The 14,066-nt window shown below is 59.9% G+C and carries 14 protein-coding genes; 8 read left to right on the top strand and 6 right to left on the bottom strand.

Annotated features, from left to right (window positions below):
• The first annotated feature begins 121 nt into the window (after positions 1-121).
• The 5 genes from SIB38_RS11925 to SIB38_RS11905 all read left to right on the top strand — a co-directional run bounded on the left by SIB38_RS11925 (position 122) and on the right by SIB38_RS11905 (position 5,412).
• Positions 122-706, top strand: a complete 585-nt coding sequence (locus SIB38_RS11925) for a L,D-transpeptidase (RefSeq protein WP_294113404.1) — start codon at positions 122-124, stop codon at positions 704-706.
• 10 nt (positions 707-716) lie between these two features.
• Positions 717-1,157, top strand: coding sequence for a c-type cytochrome (locus SIB38_RS11920; RefSeq protein WP_294113405.1), 441 nt, complete (start codon positions 717-719; stop codon positions 1,155-1,157).
• A gap of 56 nt (positions 1,158-1,213) precedes the next feature.
• Positions 1,214-2,587, top strand: a complete 1,374-nt coding sequence (locus tag SIB38_RS11915; RefSeq protein WP_294113407.1) for a multicopper oxidase family protein — start codon at positions 1,214-1,216, stop codon at positions 2,585-2,587.
• Between the two features lie 166 nt (positions 2,588-2,753).
• Positions 2,754-4,025 carry a M16 family metallopeptidase gene (locus tag SIB38_RS11910; protein ID WP_294113410.1) on the top strand — a complete coding sequence of 424 codons (1,272 nt, stop codon included), beginning with the start codon at positions 2,754-2,756 and terminating at the stop codon, positions 4,023-4,025.
• A gap of 1 nt (position 4,026) precedes the next feature.
• Positions 4,027-5,412 (top strand): insulinase family protein, encoded by a 1,386-nt coding sequence (locus tag SIB38_RS11905; RefSeq protein WP_294113413.1) that lies wholly within the window; start codon positions 4,027-4,029, stop codon positions 5,410-5,412.
• Positions 5,413-5,471: 59 nt separating this feature from the next.
• On the opposite strand, the gene SIB38_RS11900 is transcribed toward SIB38_RS11905, so the two are convergent.
• The 3 genes from SIB38_RS11900 to SIB38_RS11890 form a co-directional block, all read right to left on the bottom strand.
• Positions 5,472-5,852: an AprI/Inh family metalloprotease inhibitor gene (locus SIB38_RS11900; RefSeq protein WP_294113416.1), complete on the bottom strand. Its 381-nt coding sequence runs from the start codon at positions 5,850-5,852 to the stop codon at positions 5,472-5,474.
• A 72-nt stretch (positions 5,853-5,924) separates the two neighbouring features.
• Positions 5,925-6,809 carry an NAD-dependent epimerase/dehydratase family protein gene (locus tag SIB38_RS11895; protein ID WP_294113418.1) on the bottom strand — a complete coding sequence of 295 codons (885 nt, stop codon included), beginning with the start codon at positions 6,807-6,809 and terminating at the stop codon, positions 5,925-5,927.
• 140 nt (positions 6,810-6,949) lie between these two features.
• The gene (locus SIB38_RS11890; protein WP_294113420.1) at positions 6,950-7,423 is read right to left on the bottom strand and encodes a phosphoribosyl-AMP cyclohydrolase; all 474 of its coding nucleotides are present in this window, start codon (positions 7,421-7,423) and stop codon (positions 6,950-6,952) included.
• 161 nt (positions 7,424-7,584) lie between these two features.
• Between SIB38_RS11890 and SIB38_RS11885 the strand changes: the two genes are divergently transcribed.
• Positions 7,585-8,445: an alpha/beta fold hydrolase gene (locus tag SIB38_RS11885; protein ID WP_412550217.1), complete on the top strand. Its 861-nt coding sequence runs from the start codon at positions 7,585-7,587 to the stop codon at positions 8,443-8,445.
• A 70-nt stretch (positions 8,446-8,515) separates the two neighbouring features.
• Complete coding sequence (locus SIB38_RS11880; RefSeq protein ID WP_294113423.1) at positions 8,516-8,941, top strand: cupin domain-containing protein; 426 nt, start codon at positions 8,516-8,518, stop codon at positions 8,939-8,941.
• A gap of 163 nt (positions 8,942-9,104) precedes the next feature.
• Here SIB38_RS11880 and SIB38_RS11875 read toward each other — a convergent pair whose 3' ends face one another.
• From SIB38_RS11875 to SIB38_RS11865, 3 genes are all read right to left on the bottom strand, one after another.
• Positions 9,105-10,214 carry an anhydro-N-acetylmuramic acid kinase gene (locus SIB38_RS11875; protein ID WP_294113425.1) on the bottom strand — a complete coding sequence of 370 codons (1,110 nt, stop codon included), beginning with the start codon at positions 10,212-10,214 and terminating at the stop codon, positions 9,105-9,107.
• Between the two features lie 160 nt (positions 10,215-10,374).
• On the bottom strand, positions 10,375-10,719 hold the full coding sequence (locus SIB38_RS11870) for a CBU_0592 family membrane protein (protein WP_412550216.1): 345 nt from the start codon (positions 10,717-10,719) through the stop codon (positions 10,375-10,377).
• A 123-nt stretch (positions 10,720-10,842) separates the two neighbouring features.
• On the bottom strand, positions 10,843-12,591 hold the full coding sequence (locus SIB38_RS11865) for an alpha/beta fold hydrolase (protein WP_412550215.1): 1,749 nt from the start codon (positions 12,589-12,591) through the stop codon (positions 10,843-10,845).
• Positions 12,592-12,764: 173 nt separating this feature from the next.
• Here SIB38_RS11865 and tyrS point away from each other — a divergent pair, with 173 nt between their 5' ends.
• The gene (gene tyrS, locus SIB38_RS11860) at positions 12,765-14,018 is read left to right on the top strand and encodes a tyrosine--tRNA ligase (RefSeq protein ID WP_294114095.1); all 1,254 of its coding nucleotides are present in this window, start codon (positions 12,765-12,767) and stop codon (positions 14,016-14,018) included.
• The last annotated feature ends 48 nt before the right edge of the window (positions 14,019-14,066 follow it).

The following is a 14,066-nucleotide window of genomic DNA, read 5'->3' as shown; positions in this document are numbered from 1 at the left end:
ACCGGTGTCTGGATGCCGGCCGCTTCCCACCCTAAGCTCACGCCTTCGTGACCCCATTGTGTGTTGACCTCCCCCCACTGGAAGCTGTCACACCGTGCGTAAACAAAATCACGAGGCACGCATGGCACACACAAAAAAATCTCCCCGGTTCACCCGCCGCTCTTTCCTGATCAGCACGCTGAGCCCTTTTGTAGCCGCCGCCCCCGCGCTAGCCCTTACAGAGGACACGCCAGAGCCCGGCGTACAGCGCAATGTCTCCTCCTTCCGCACCCATGACTGGCAGGACCATTTTGACACACTCGGCGCGGGTCTGATCATCTCCGACACCACCACCCGCGTGTTGCAGCATTGGACGGCGGATGGCGAAATGCGCATCTACCCAACCTCTGTGCCGCTCACCGACGAACTCACCAAACGCGGCTACACCGAAGTCACTGAAAAACGCGCCAATCCAAGCTGGGCACCCACCCCTTCGATGCGAGAGCGTAATCCGGAGTGGCCCGCCCTTATCAAGGGTGGCGATCCATCCAACCCGCTGGGCACCCGCGCGCTATACCTGTCTTGGCAGTACTACCGCATCCACGGCACCCACGACACGCGCAAGATCGGCCGCCGCTCCTCCAACGGCTGCATCGGCCTTTACAACGAGCACATCGAAGAGGTGTTTGACCGCACCAAAGTCGGCACCAAAGTCAAACTGATCTGATCCCAACACCATGACCAAACCCCTCGTCCTCGCAGGCATCGTGCTGGCTCTGGCCTCGGCCACCTTCGCCGTGCGCCAGTTTCAGCCCACCCCAGCCAAGCCAGTCGCCAGCCCAGAAACCACAGTCAACGCTGCCATGGTCGCCGTGAAACAACCCGCTGCGCACAGCGAACTTGCGCAATTGGGCAAACGCGCCTTTGAGGCCACCTGCGCCGCCTGCCACGGAGACAACGCGGCAGGCCAGGACGGCGTTGCGCCACCTCTGGTGCACAAGATCTACGAGCCCGGCCACCATTCCGACATGGCCTTCTTCATGGCCGTCGACAACGGCGTGCGTGCCCACCACTGGGCCTTTGGCAACATGCCTCCGGTGGCAGGCTTGACCAAAGGCGATGTCAAAGCCATCGTGGCCTACGTCCGCGAGCTGCAACGCGAAAACGGCATTTTTTAAGCCCCTGACACTGCCGCCCCGTATCCGCTCCCATACCGACAAGTAAGAGTGCCTCCATGCCCCTCACCCGCCGCCAATTCCTCGCCAGCACCGCCGCCCTGGCCCTGACGCCCAAAACCAGCCTTGCGGCCACCACTCCGGTGATCGAGGCCACCACAGGCCGCGTGCAGCTGATTGATGCGGAGTTTGGCGACTATCCGGAAACCGAGATCTGGGGCTACAACGGGTCTGTTCCGGGCCCGCTCCTACGCTTCAAACAGGGCGACACACTCAAACAAGAGCTGCTCAACAGCCTGCCAAGCCCGACCGCAATCCACTGGCACGGCATCCGCGTGCCCAACGCCATGGACGGCGTGCCCGGTATGACCCAGGACGCGGTGCCCACTGGTGACCGCTTCCACTACGAATTCCCGCTCAAAGACGCCGGCACCTACTGGTACCACTCCCACAACCAATCCACCGAACAGGTCGCCCGTGGCCTCTATGGCGTGGTTGTGGTGGAGGAAACCAACGCGCCGGACGTGGACCACGACATTGTGGTGGTACTGGACGATTGGCGGCTCAGCGACGAGGCCCAGATCACTGATGATTTTGGCGCCATGCACGACTGGACCCACGCCGGACGGCTTGGCAACTACATTCACGCACAGCTGTCTGAGCAGCCGGACTCTGTGCCGGAAAACGCCCGCCTGCGCCTGCGCTTTGTCAACGTTGCCACCGACCGCGTCATCACCGTCTCCGTACAAGGCGGCGACGGCAAACTGGTCGCCCGCGACGGCATGCCGTTAGATACACCCGAACCGCTCGACGCCATGCCCTTTGGCCCGGCCGAGCGCGCCGATGTGATCATCGACGCCCAAGTCAATGAGGCCAACGCACTACAAATTGTCCTGCATGAAGGCGACACCGGCTACCTGCTGAAGGAGATCCCCATCTCCGGCACCCAACCCGCCCGCGCCGCGATCCAGCCCCTGCCTGCCAACCCCATGCCACGCCTCGCCGACCTCAGCGATGCCATAACCGTGCCCCTACATATGGAAGGCGGTGCCATGGGCGGCCTACGCGAAGCCACCTACCAGGGTGAAACACTCGACGTGCGCAGCCTGGTCGACAAAGGCCAGGTCTGGGCCTTCAATGCCCAGGCCGGTCTCAGCGACACCCCACTGGTGGAAGTCTCCCAAGGCCAGATCGTGCGCATCCCGATGCAAAACGACACGTCCTTTGCCCACGCCATGCACCTGCACGGCACCCATTTTCAGGAGGTCCTGCCCGACGGCAGCTTTGGCCCCCTCAAAGACACCGTTCTGATGCAGCCCCGCGAATCCCGCGAAATCGCCTTCATCGCCGGCGCACCGGGCAAGTGGCTGATGCACTGTCACATGCTGTCTCACGCCGCCGCAGGCATGCGCACCTGGATCAGGGTGGTGTAAAAAATCTCGCGCACCCTGCGGTGTCTCAGCCACATTGCGCATAAAACCCCACACGATCCCTTGAGAAAGCGACACAACCACCACAAGTATCAGACAGAGTTTCTACCCCACTTACCATTTGGACTTTATGCGTTTTACCTCTTTTCCTTTTAGGCCCCCCTACCTTGTGCTCGCAGGTCTTCTCTCTATCTCCTCCGCGCCCACTTCCGCACAAGACATATTCTCAGTCGAAGACAAGGGCGGCCTGCACGGCGCATACATTGTTCCCATCGAAGACTTTAACCGTGTCGATGTGCAGTTGATTGTCCTGTCCGGCGCCTATGATGATCCGGACCCGTCCGGCACAGCGCATTTAACAGAACACCTTGCCGCTTTCTCTGCGGACGCCGCCGTCCTAGATCGGGCACGCGAACGCGATCTGAACGCCGCCACCTACGATGCAGCCACAATCTACACCAACTCAGGCGCTCCTGAAGATTTGGAAACAGTTCTCCGCCTGTCCAGAGCAGTATTGGATACCCCTGTTCTTCCAGAGGGGTTTGCCGAAAGTGAAATTGGCATTGTCGAGCGGGAAACCTTCCTGAGAGAGCGGCAATACCCAGCTAGATGGCTCAAACGCTTGGCTTTACAGGACCTCTACGGCACCCCACGGGGCCGCGCCAGCAGCACTGTGGCAGACTTGCCAAACTTGAACCTTGACGCCGCCTATCGCTTCCATGCGAAGCACTATGTGCCCTCCAATGTCACGGTCATTGTCTCCGGCAAAATTGACCAAATGCAAGCGGCAAACCTTGTCAGCCAGATCTTCGGCGACACACAGGCGACGCCACCACCCGCCAAACCCTGGCTGGACCAGAAACCAGATCCAAACCTCAATTCCGTGAAGTACATTGAAACCAACCGATTGCCTCGGGACACTTTGCAGTTTGCCAAGTTTATCGACTTTAAAGACCACGACAGCAGTTTTGACCTCCAAGGCGCCTTCTTTCTCAGCGCGGAAATCCTGAACACACGTATTCAAAACGCCTTACATTTTGATGATGTGCGGTTCTTGGACGTCGAGGTTGACTGGTACTTTGCCAAAAACGCTGATCTGGAAATGTCCCTACGTGTTGAATTGATGCCTGGCTTCGAACTTGGTGAGGCCCGCCGTCGCCTGCGCAGCACCCTCTTGCTATTGCTTAGAGACCCAATCAGCGCCGAAGAAATCAAACGCGCCCGCCAGAAGGATGTGGTGAGTGCTCAAAATGCCTCCCGCGACCCGGCGGACATACGGTGGTTCCTGAAAAACTTGGCCGCTGATGGTTTTCCCCCGTTCAGCCCAACGCTCTACATCGACATGATCAACGCCACCACCGATCAGGAGGTGCTGGATTTTGCCATCAAAGCCATGAGGCCCTCGGCCACCGCCACCATTTTGGCCAAGAAGGTAGACTGACATGCACGCCCTCCTCCGAGCTCTGACCGCCGTCCTGCTGCTCTCACTTGGCACCTTCTCCGCTCCGCAGGCCCGTGCTGAGCTCATCGCAGCCAACCACAAAACCGACACCGTCTACCTGCACCCTCTGCGCAATGGCCTCTCCGCGCTAACCCTTGTTTGGCCGCTCGGACAAGTCACAGAAGACCGTGCGCTGGCGTTGCAAGCTGGTTTGCGCAGTGTTCTTTTTGGTGGCACGGCCTCACGCTCCCCTCAGGACGTCGTCGAATACATCAGAGTGAAGGGCATCCGCCAAAGCGTCTCCACAACACGCCGCCACTTGCTGCTCACGATCACCGCGCCAAAGGAGGTCTTTCCCGAAACACTTGTGCATCTGGAAAACCTCCTGATGGAGCCAACCTACACCTCAGGCTGGTATCAACGGGAGCGCGAAACAGTCCGCTATGCGCACGCCACGCTTTCCCGAAACCCAGATGATGTGCGCGCCGAACTACAAGGCTACCTCTCCCATCAAGCTGGTGAAGCAGACCCGGCGGAACTGGGACCCACCTTTCGCTTCGGCCGTCCAAGTCAGGCCATTCTGCGTTCCGGTGACCCGGTGGTGGAGCAACGCCTTGCCAAGCTGCTGAGCAAACTCTCACAACCCGCCATAGGTGTCAGGATCACCCTGCCCAAATGGCTTGAGTCCAGACTGGACCGCAAACGGTTTCCTTTTGAACTGCCCACCGGCACCATTCATTTTCAGGACCCCACATCCAGCGAAATGCTAATCATCCTGGCGCGGGCGGAAGTCTTTGAGGACGAGCCACAGATGGTTGGGGCAAACCTGCTTATGAATCATATCGGCGCAAGCGCGAACTCCGACATGTTCCGGATTTTACGCCAGGAGATGCGCGCCTCTTATGACCCGCGCAGCTACTTTGATATCGTTGACAAAAACCGGGCGGTGCTGCTGCTCAGTGCGACGGTTAAGGCAGACAATTGGCCGCGAATTTATGACGAGATCGGCGAGATCTACCAATCTACGCACAGCGGGAATGTGCCAACATCAATCCTGACGTTGCTGCACCAAGATGCGCAAAAGCTCTTCATTGAACGTTTCTTCCACAATCCGATCTGGAGCGTCAATCAACTCCTGCGCGAATTCCCCAATGGGGTCAAAGGTAACGTAGTCCTGCCTATCATCGACGCAATTGATGATGCCTCCCCAAGAGACATCATCGCCAACGCGGACAGCCATCTACCGCCGCTGGACGACTACCTTCTGATCCTGATCGGTGGCGGTCCCGCCCCTACGGCGGAGCTGAGGGCCAACGGCTACTGCACCCTGCCGCCCAACACGCCCCTCAAGCATTGCCTGACGCAGCTCGCCACAGTCGCCAACTAGCGCTCACAAAATCCACCCCCTGCGGGCCGGCCATAACCGCGGGCCCGCAACAACATGGATCACCGGAACAGGATCATCCCCGCGCCTTCCAGTTTGTTCGGCTCCGTCACCTTAAACGGCCCGATCTCGCCACCGTCAGTTGCAAAAAACACAAGATCACGGTTGCGCATTTCCCATTGTTTGGCGCTGGTGATTGCCTGATCGGTGCAAGCCCGCAGCCCCAGATCATGCGGGCTGGCGTCCGTGACCTTAAGCTCCACCAGACAAATCTCCCCATCACTCTGCCGCAGCTTCCAGCGGCCGGAGAAGTTCTTGGGCGAATAGGTGGTGTTATTGGCGCCAATCACCGGGGTTTGATCGGCAACGGCAACTAAGACCTGCCCGGTAATTCCGCCAACAAAAGCGGCCGCAATAACAATAGGCTTCAGAACAAAAGTCATCAAAACGTCCTTGGTCAAAAAATCAATGACGCCATATTGCCGGAAAAATTGTTCACGCCAAGACACTTCTCCCTAAAGGAGACCCTCCCGCCAACCATGTTTCGGCGCAAAGCCAACCATCTCTTTGGCCTTTTTGTTGGCATAAAACGTCTCGTGTTCGCCCATCTCGCCGCGCACTTCAACGCCTTTATAAAACTGCGCGATCACCTGATCCGAGAGGATGCCAACCGAGCTGTCATCATTGGCCACGTTGAACACCTCATAGCCCAGCCCATCGGTCTTTAGACAACAGTCCACCATATGCCCCAGATCCCGTGCATCGATATAGGCAAAGATATTGCGCCGCCGCCGGGCGGGATCTTTGACAAAGGCCGGGAACATATCGGCGTACTCATGCGGCTCGATCACATTGTTGATGCGCAACCCATAGATGTCGCTGCCGGTGCGCGCTTGAAAACTGCGCGCGGTGGCCTCGTTACAGACTTTGGACATGGCGTAGCTGTCATGCGGCACGGTGGGGTGGGTCTCATCCACTGGCACGAAGTCGGGCTTCACTTCCCCATCAGCAAAACACACGCCATAAGTTGTTTCTGAACTGGCAAAGATCACTTTGGGAATGCCAAGCTTCACCGCCGCCTCGATCACATTGTACGTACTTAAGGTGTTCTGCCGAAAACACTCGCCATCCGTGCCGATCATCACCCGCGGCACCGCCGCAAAATGCACCACCGCATCATAAGTCGGCACACCCGTGCCCGCGTCCAACTCGTGAAAGTCGGTAAACTGCGACATCGCGCCAATCACTTGCCCCGCATCACAGAGATCAATCAGCAGTTCAGAACAGTCCAACCCAGAAGGCACGCGATCCGCATTGACCACATGATGCCCCTGCGCCTGCAAATGCCGAATGGCCCATTTGCCCGCTTTGCCACTGCCCCCTGTAAAGAAAACCCGCATCGCATTCCCCGCCTGTCATCCTAGAAAGCCAACCGCACGATGCGCCACATGCCGAGGTGAGGCAAGTCTGGCACCGGCACTCGTCACAAACAAAAAAGCCCCACACATCGGCGGGGCTTTCCCATAAACTCTCTCAACCCTTAAGGCTGATACGGCAACGAGCTGTGGTGCTGCACAATCCGCAACGTGCCGTCGGCGTCTTTCTTGTAGCCAAAGCTCTTGTCGACCTTGGTCACGTTGCCGTCCTTGTCGGTCAGGATCACCCAGCCCATCCACATAGCCACATCGCCTTCGATGAAGCTTGCGGAGGTCACGCTTTCCATCTCACGCCAGCCCTTGATGCCAAAGCCACCGTCCAGTGGGTACTCTTCGTCATGGCCTACAAAATACGACAGCGCGCCCTTTTTGGTTGGGCGGAAGGTTTGATCACCGCTGGCCAAAGTTGGCTTGAACAACACAGGGCCCAGATTGTAGCCATAAGCCGCGTCCAGAACCCCTTCGGCCACAGGTCGCGCTTCCTCAATTCCGCCCGCCTCATAGGCTTTGGAAATCGCCACAAGGCCCGCGCCCCAGGCTTCACGTGCTGCGCTCAGTTCGGATTCAGTGATGGCCACGATAGAGTCCCTCTCTCTAACTAGAAGCAAATTTGAGCCTATGTGGATGACCGCACTTATCGTTTCAAGACATTGCGTGTCGGTTTTTTGCAAAAATCAGCGCCGCCGCCGTCCCCAACGTCACCCTTGCGCACAGCTTGGGCACAACTAGCCTGCGCCGTATGCAGATGACATGGCACCACAGCAAGCTCTCCGGCGGCACCGCTGCCGCTTGGCAGAACACCGGCACCGGCCCAACCGTGGTCTTTCACCACGCCACGGCGCTTGGCCCGCGCTGCTACGCGCCGTTTCTCTCCGAACTTGGCGACAGCTATCACCTCAAAGCGCTCGCCATGCGCCCCTTGTGGCAAGACGCCCCTCCGCCCAATCCTCGGCGCGAGTGGGATCTCTTTGCCGACGATATGATCGAATGGATCGAGGCCACGCAAAAGGCACCGGTTCTGGCCATGGGCCACTCCATCGGCGCGGCCACCACCGCCATGGCCGCCGTGAAACGCCCTGACCTGTTCAAAGGCCTTGTGCTGATTGAGCCCTCCGGAGTCACCCGCCGCATCCGCCTGCTGCTCAAGCTGCTGCCCTACCGCCTGCGCCAAACCAAAGGCCCCGCCGCCGAAGTGCTCAGCGGCCCCACCCAGTGGCCAGACCTCGCGTCTACCTTTGCTTTTTACCGCGCCTCCAAAGCCTACCGCCGCTTTGACGACGCCACCCTGCACGGCCTGATCGAGGCGTTCACCGTACCCGACAGTGCCGGTATCAAACTGGAATACCCGCGCAACTGGGAGGCACACCTCTACGCAACCCCGCCGCTGATCCTGCCAACCCTCAAACGCCTCACCGTGCCGACCGAGGTCATCATCGGCAAACCCTCGCTATTCATGGACCCGTCCATCGCCCGCAGCCTGCGCAACAGCCGCCCGGACATGACCTTCCAGTCTCTACCCGACTATGGCCACCTGCTGCCACTGGAAGCCCCCGCCAAGGTCGCCGCTGCCGCCCGCACCGCCCTGGACCGTCTCAGCTAACGCCTTTCCGCTTGCCTCCGCTACGCCAAGCTGCCCCTATGTCGCCAACCATAGACACCGGACACAGCCCATGACCGCAGACCAAATCATCGCCCACCTCAACCTCGCCCCGCATCCAGAGGGCGGCCACTACCGCCAGACCTGGATTGCAGAAAGCGAAGACGACACCCGCCCCGCAGGCACATCAATTTACTTTCTGTTGAAAGCAGGCGAAACCTCGCACTGGCACCGCGTCGATGCCGCCGAAATCTGGCACCACTACGCCGGCGCGCCGCTGATCCTGTCGCTTGCAGAAACCGACAAAGGCCCCGCCGCCGATCACGTGCTGGGCCCCGACCTCGCCGCCGGCCAATTTCCGCAACTGATCGCGCCCAAGGACCACTGGCAAGCCGCCCGCAGCACCGGCGACTGGACCCTAGTGGGCTGCACCGTCTCCCCGGCGTTTCAATTTGAGGGCTTTGAATTGGCCGCCCCGGGTTTCGACATCCCGCGCTAAGCCCACGACATTGCCCTGCCGCAAGGGCGGGCTGCGCCTGCCTGCCCCCCGGCAGGCGCATTGAAACCCTGTAAAATCTCTGCACGGCGACACTTTATTGAAGCGTCTTCAAAGCAACTGTTGCTGCGAAAGCGCCTACCCAGGCAGGCGCAGCCCTTATCCCCTAGCCCTCCGGCTCACTCACCGTGCCACCGCCGACCAGCGCCATCACCCCCGTGGTGCTCGGACAGCTTGTCGGCAAACCCCGCGCCACCCGCACGGCCAAATAGGCAAAGGCCTGCGCCTCCAGCATATCGCCATCCAGCCCAACCTCCTCCACCGGCACCACCGGACAGTCCAGTGACACCCGCAGCATCTCCATCAGCACCGGATTGTGCCGCCCCCCACCAGTGACCAACACGCGGCCCGGCGCTTCGGGACAATGCCCCATGCCCTGCGCCACCGCCGCAGCACACATCGCGGTCATCGTCGCAGCCGCATCCTCGTCCGACAGCTCGCGCACCAGATCCATCATCTCTGGAAAATCGTTTCGATCCAGTGACTTCGGCGGCATTCTTGAGAAATACGCCTCCTGCAAAAACAGCTCCAGCGCCCCTGTAGCAACCGTGCCCTGCGCAGCGACTTTGCCGCCTTCATCAAAAGCCAAATCCCGCCGCGCGCGCAGCATATCGTTCAGCGGCGCATTGGCGGGGCCGGTGTCAAACGCCAACAACGCCCCTTCGTCTTCCGGCGCCGCCTTACGCGGATCCACCCAGGTGATGTTGCCCACGCCCCCAAGGTTCAAAAACACCACAGGCTCCGTTGCGCCAAACCACTTGGCACAGGCAAAATGGAAAAACGGCGCCAGCGGCGCCCCTTCACCGCCCAGCTCCACATCGGCTGAACGGAAGTCCCAAACCACCGGCACGCCCAGCGCCTCGGCCAAGGCTTGCCCATCGCCCACCTGACAGGTCCCACGCCCACGCGGCTCATGCGCCAGCGTCTGCCCGTGAAAGCCAACCAGATCGACGTTTTCAAACCCGCTCAACACCTCGGCATGGGCCGCCTCAATCACCGCCGCAGCCGCCTCTGCCTCCGCCCCGGACCACTGGCCCAGCGCCTGCGTTAGAACCGCCTGCTCGTCTTCGGAATAGCCCCGATAGGCCGTTGCCCCAAACCCATGGATCACCTGCCCATCGGTCTGAACCACAGCCGCATCCACACCGTCCAGTGACGTGCCTGACATCGCGCCCAGCGCGGTCACAACCGCCGCCTCACCCTGGCCCTTCAACATGGCCTTATCCTTTTGGTTTGCCCACCTATGCCGCGCCTGGGCACGGTGGCAAAACCTTAAAGGATCAGCCCCCCAAATCGCCAGCCCAAAACGGAATCGCCCCACGCTCTGTGTGTAATTTCCAGAACGTGGGGCGGCCTTTAAACGGCACGCACCGGCTTTAGCGAGATTGGGGAGCCCCCAAAGCCGGTGATAGAGGCGCACTGTGTACCTCCCGTCGCCAGGCTGCGCGTGACTTCACCCGAACCACAATTGCAATCATGCCCAGACAGATCCAAAATACCTGGATAATAAACGACCCAAGATTGAAGTCCTGCACCAGGCTCACCAAAACAAGCCCTGCCCCAAAAATATTGATGACAAAGAAGACGATGTCCTGACTGCTGAGAATGCGAAAAGTGATGAGGGTATAGTTGGTCAGGTAAAGGCAAAACCCCAACACGCCACACGCCGTTGACACAGGTTTGGGGAGCGCCTGGAGAGACTCAAAAACATAGGCAAACAATAACCGCGCCCCCCGATAAATAAATTCCTGTTCAATGATTTAAGAATTACCGGATCAGACAGCGGTCTCCCTATCTCCATTTGGGGACATTCAACGGCAACTCAGGAAAACCGTACCAACTGATCAAAACGCCGGGATATCATAGCCCAGCGCGCCCGGCGCCATGTCTTTGCCCGCCGCGCGCGCCGCCAGCCAGGGCCAGTTCTCGATGTGATGGTAGTGCCCCTTGCCCTGCAACACATGTAGCTCCGCATTCCCCAGATGCCGCACCAACAGCTCCGCGCCTTGAACCGGCGCCACATTGTCGTCCGGCCCCTGAAACACCTCCACCGGCGTGTGAATATCGGACGGGTCGAAGTCCCACCCCTGCGCGTTGAGCAGGTTCTCCTCGACAATACCGTCAGTGCCAGAGGCCGTGCGCAGTGCCAGCATCTCCGCGGTGCGCCGCCGGATCACCGGATGGGACAGAATGCGAATGTCATCTTCGCTGCGCGAGCGTTTGCAATAGCGGTCAAAATACCGATCCCGGTTCTGCAGGATCGAGCGCACCAGAAATGGAATGACCTGTCGCAACATACTTGGCCAGTGCCGTCCCTGAATACAGGACATGTGATAAAACTGATCCAGTTCCCGCCAGTTCTCATGCCGATAAAACGGATAGGCCGCCGAGGACAACACCGCCTTGCTGATCCGGTCCTGCAACGCATGGGTCACCGCCAAGGCCGATCCGCTGCCAAAAGACACCGACAAGACCCCTGCCTGAGCAATCTGCAGATGGTTCAACAGCTCCCGCACATCGCTGGCAAAGTCCCGCAAGCTCTGCATCACCACAAAGTCCGAGCGGAAACTGCCCGGCCGACAGGGACAGATCAACCGCACCCCCGCCTCTGTCATCAGGTCATGACACCGCTCAGGATAGCCAATCATGTCAATTGTCACCCCTGAGAGCGCATCAAAGGCCAGCACCGGAGAGCCATCTTCCGGGCCAATGGCGAAATACTCATGTTGCCGCCCATCGCGCAGGGTGATCCGATTGCGCACCTGAAACGCCGCCCCTGCGCTGTCTCCATGCGCCCGCACCGCCGTCAGGGGCGAGCGCGCCAATACCGCCGCCAATTCACTGCGGCTCTTGGTCTGGGTCTTCTCATACACCCGCTTCAGGTAGGTGCGCACACTCTCGTAAGAAATCCCCATGCGCCTGGCGACTTCGCGTAGGTCATAGGCCTGCCCCATATGGCTGAGCACCTCTGCTTCTCTCCGGGTCAACCCGTGCACCTTGGCAATATGCGCCACCCCCATATGGCTCTGCTGTCCAGACGAAATCACCACATTGGCCGCAATCGCCGGAAAGCCAATCCGCGCCGCCTCCTCCCTTGGCAGCACCATCAGATCCGCCGCCCCGTCCTCCCGGCTTTTGAACTCCAACGCACGCCCCGTGCGATTGGCCTCCTGCGCACACTGCGACAACAGCCGGTCTTCCCCGCTCTTGGGCAAATACACCTGCATGTCCTGCCCCTGCAGAGCGGGCATCGGCATCACGTCATAAAGCGCGCGGTTGGCCATCACCACCTGACCGTCCTCATTCAGCAAGGCCACCCCAAAGGCAAAGCTGTTGAGCACCGAGGACAAATAGGCCTCCCGCTCCTGCAACCCCACCATGCGCTCCGAGATGCTAAACGCCCGCCGGACATGCCGCGACAGGTTCTCCAACCCCCGCGTTTCCGCCTCCACGGCCTCCGGGCTTTCCAGATAGCGGCTGTCCCGCGCGCGGTGCACTTCCTCTGCCAGTTCCGAGATCAACTCAGGCCACAGGGAATTGTCCAAAGACGCCTCATAGACGAGGTGCGTCAAATCCTCAAAACGATCACTCATTAAAACAACTTCACAAGCCTGAATATACCAGCTTGAAGCCGCAACACAAAGTGCGGAAACCCTGCCCGCCGTCCCCACAACATTCCCCGCTTACAACTTGCCCCCCAAGGTGCTAACAGGACGGGACGCCCATAGCGGCAAGCGACAACCAACAACGGAAAATGAGTGGCACCATGACCTACACGCCCAAATCGGATTTCCTCACCGTGATGCTAGAGCGCGGCTTTGTGGCCGATTGCACAGACTATGAAGGCTTTGACAAAGCTCTCTGTGACGGCGTGGTCCCCGGCTATATCGGCTTTGATGCCACCGCCAAATCCCTGCACGTCGGCTCGCTCATTCAAATCATGATGCTGCGCTGGCTGCAAAAAACCGGCCACAAGCCAATCACCCTGATGGGCGGCGGCACCACCAAAGTGGGCGACCCCTCCTTCCGGGCGGATGAGCGCCCGCTGCTGACCAACGATCAGATCGACGACAACATCGCCGGCATCAAAAAGGTCTTTGCCAAATACCTCGACTATGGCGACGGCGACACTGACGCGCTGATGCTCAACAACGCGGAATGGCTCGACGACCTGAACTACCTCACCTTCTTGCGCGACATCGGCCGCCACTTCTCGGTGAACCGGATGTTGTCCTTTGAAAGCGTGAAGTCCCGTCTGGACCGCGAGCAATCCCTGTCGTTCCTCGAGTTCAACTACATGATCCTGCAGGCCTACGACTTCCTTGAACTGAACCGCCGCTACGGCTGTCTGGTGCAGTTCGGCGGCTCCGACCAATGGGGCAACATCGTCAACGGCATCGACCTGACCCGCCGCGTAGACGACGGCGGCTTGTTTGGTCTGACCTCCCCACTGCTGACCACCTCAGACGGCAAGAAAATGGGCAAATCCGCAGACGGCGCGGTCTGGCTCAACGCGGACATGCGCAGCCCGTATGAGTTCTGGCAGTTCTGGCGCAACACCACCGACGCCGACGTGGGCCGCTTCCTCAAACTCTACACAGAAATGCCGGTAGACGAGTGCGAGCGCCTCGGCGCGCTGGCGGGCTCTGAGATCAACGAAGCCAAGATCATCCTCGCCAACGCCGTGACCACGCTCTGCCACGGTGCTGACGCCGCGGCCACCGCCGAAGCCACCGCCCGCGAAGTGTTTGAAAAAGGCGGCGTGGGCGACGACCTGCCCACCGTGACGCTCTCTGCCGAAGACCTCGGCGATGGCATCTCCATTGTGCAGCTGATCGTGAAATCCGGTCTGGCAAAGTCGGGCAAAGACGCCAAACGCCTGATCAAGGAAAACGGCGCCAAGCTGGACGACGCCCCGCTGACCAACGCGGGTCTGATGATTGACGCAGCGGCGCTCAGCTCGCCAATCAAGCTCAGCGCTGGCAAAAAGCGCCACGCGCTGGTGCAACTGGACGGCTAAGACCGCCGCAACTCAACACACACAAAGGCCCGCCCCAACCGGCGGGCC

This window comes from Shimia sp. MIT910701 (genome assembly GCF_047126315.1).
Classification (GTDB): Bacteria; Pseudomonadota; Alphaproteobacteria; order Rhodobacterales; family Rhodobacteraceae; genus Shimia.
Note: the sequence above shows the minus strand (reverse complement) of the source record. Positions and strands in the feature narration are given on the sequence as shown.

What these genes read in the sequence shown, in the direction of transcription:
- SIB38_RS11925 (WP_294113404.1), top strand. Translation starts at nt 122, where the DNA reads ATGGCACACACAAAAAAATCTCCCCGGTTCACCCGCCGCTCTTTCCTG.
- SIB38_RS11920 (WP_294113405.1), top strand. Translation starts at nt 717, where the DNA reads ATGACCAAACCCCTCGTCCTCGCAGGCATCGTGCTGGCTCTGGCCTCG.
- SIB38_RS11915 (WP_294113407.1), top strand. Translation starts at nt 1,214, where the DNA reads ATGCCCCTCACCCGCCGCCAATTCCTCGCCAGCACCGCCGCCCTGGCC.
- SIB38_RS11905 (WP_294113413.1), top strand. Translation starts at nt 4,027, where the DNA reads ATGCACGCCCTCCTCCGAGCTCTGACCGCCGTCCTGCTGCTCTCACTT.
- SIB38_RS11900 (WP_294113416.1), bottom strand. Translation starts at nt 5,852, where the DNA reads ATGACTTTTGTTCTGAAGCCTATTGTTATTGCGGCCGCTTTTGTTGGC.
- SIB38_RS11895 (WP_294113418.1), bottom strand. Translation starts at nt 6,809, where the DNA reads ATGCGGGTTTTCTTTACAGGGGGCAGTGGCAAAGCGGGCAAATGGGCC.
- SIB38_RS11885 (WP_412550217.1), top strand. Translation starts at nt 7,585, where the DNA reads ATGCAGATGACATGGCACCACAGCAAGCTCTCCGGCGGCACCGCTGCC.
- SIB38_RS11880 (WP_294113423.1), top strand. Translation starts at nt 8,516, where the DNA reads ATGACCGCAGACCAAATCATCGCCCACCTCAACCTCGCCCCGCATCCA.
- SIB38_RS11875 (WP_294113425.1), bottom strand. Translation starts at nt 10,214, where the DNA reads ATGTTGAAGGGCCAGGGTGAGGCGGCGGTTGTGACCGCGCTGGGCGCG.
- SIB38_RS11865 (WP_412550215.1), bottom strand. Translation starts at nt 12,591, where the DNA reads ATGAGTGATCGTTTTGAGGATTTGACGCACCTCGTCTATGAGGCGTCT.
- tyrS (WP_294114095.1), top strand. Translation starts at nt 12,765, where the DNA reads ATGACCTACACGCCCAAATCGGATTTCCTCACCGTGATGCTAGAGCGC.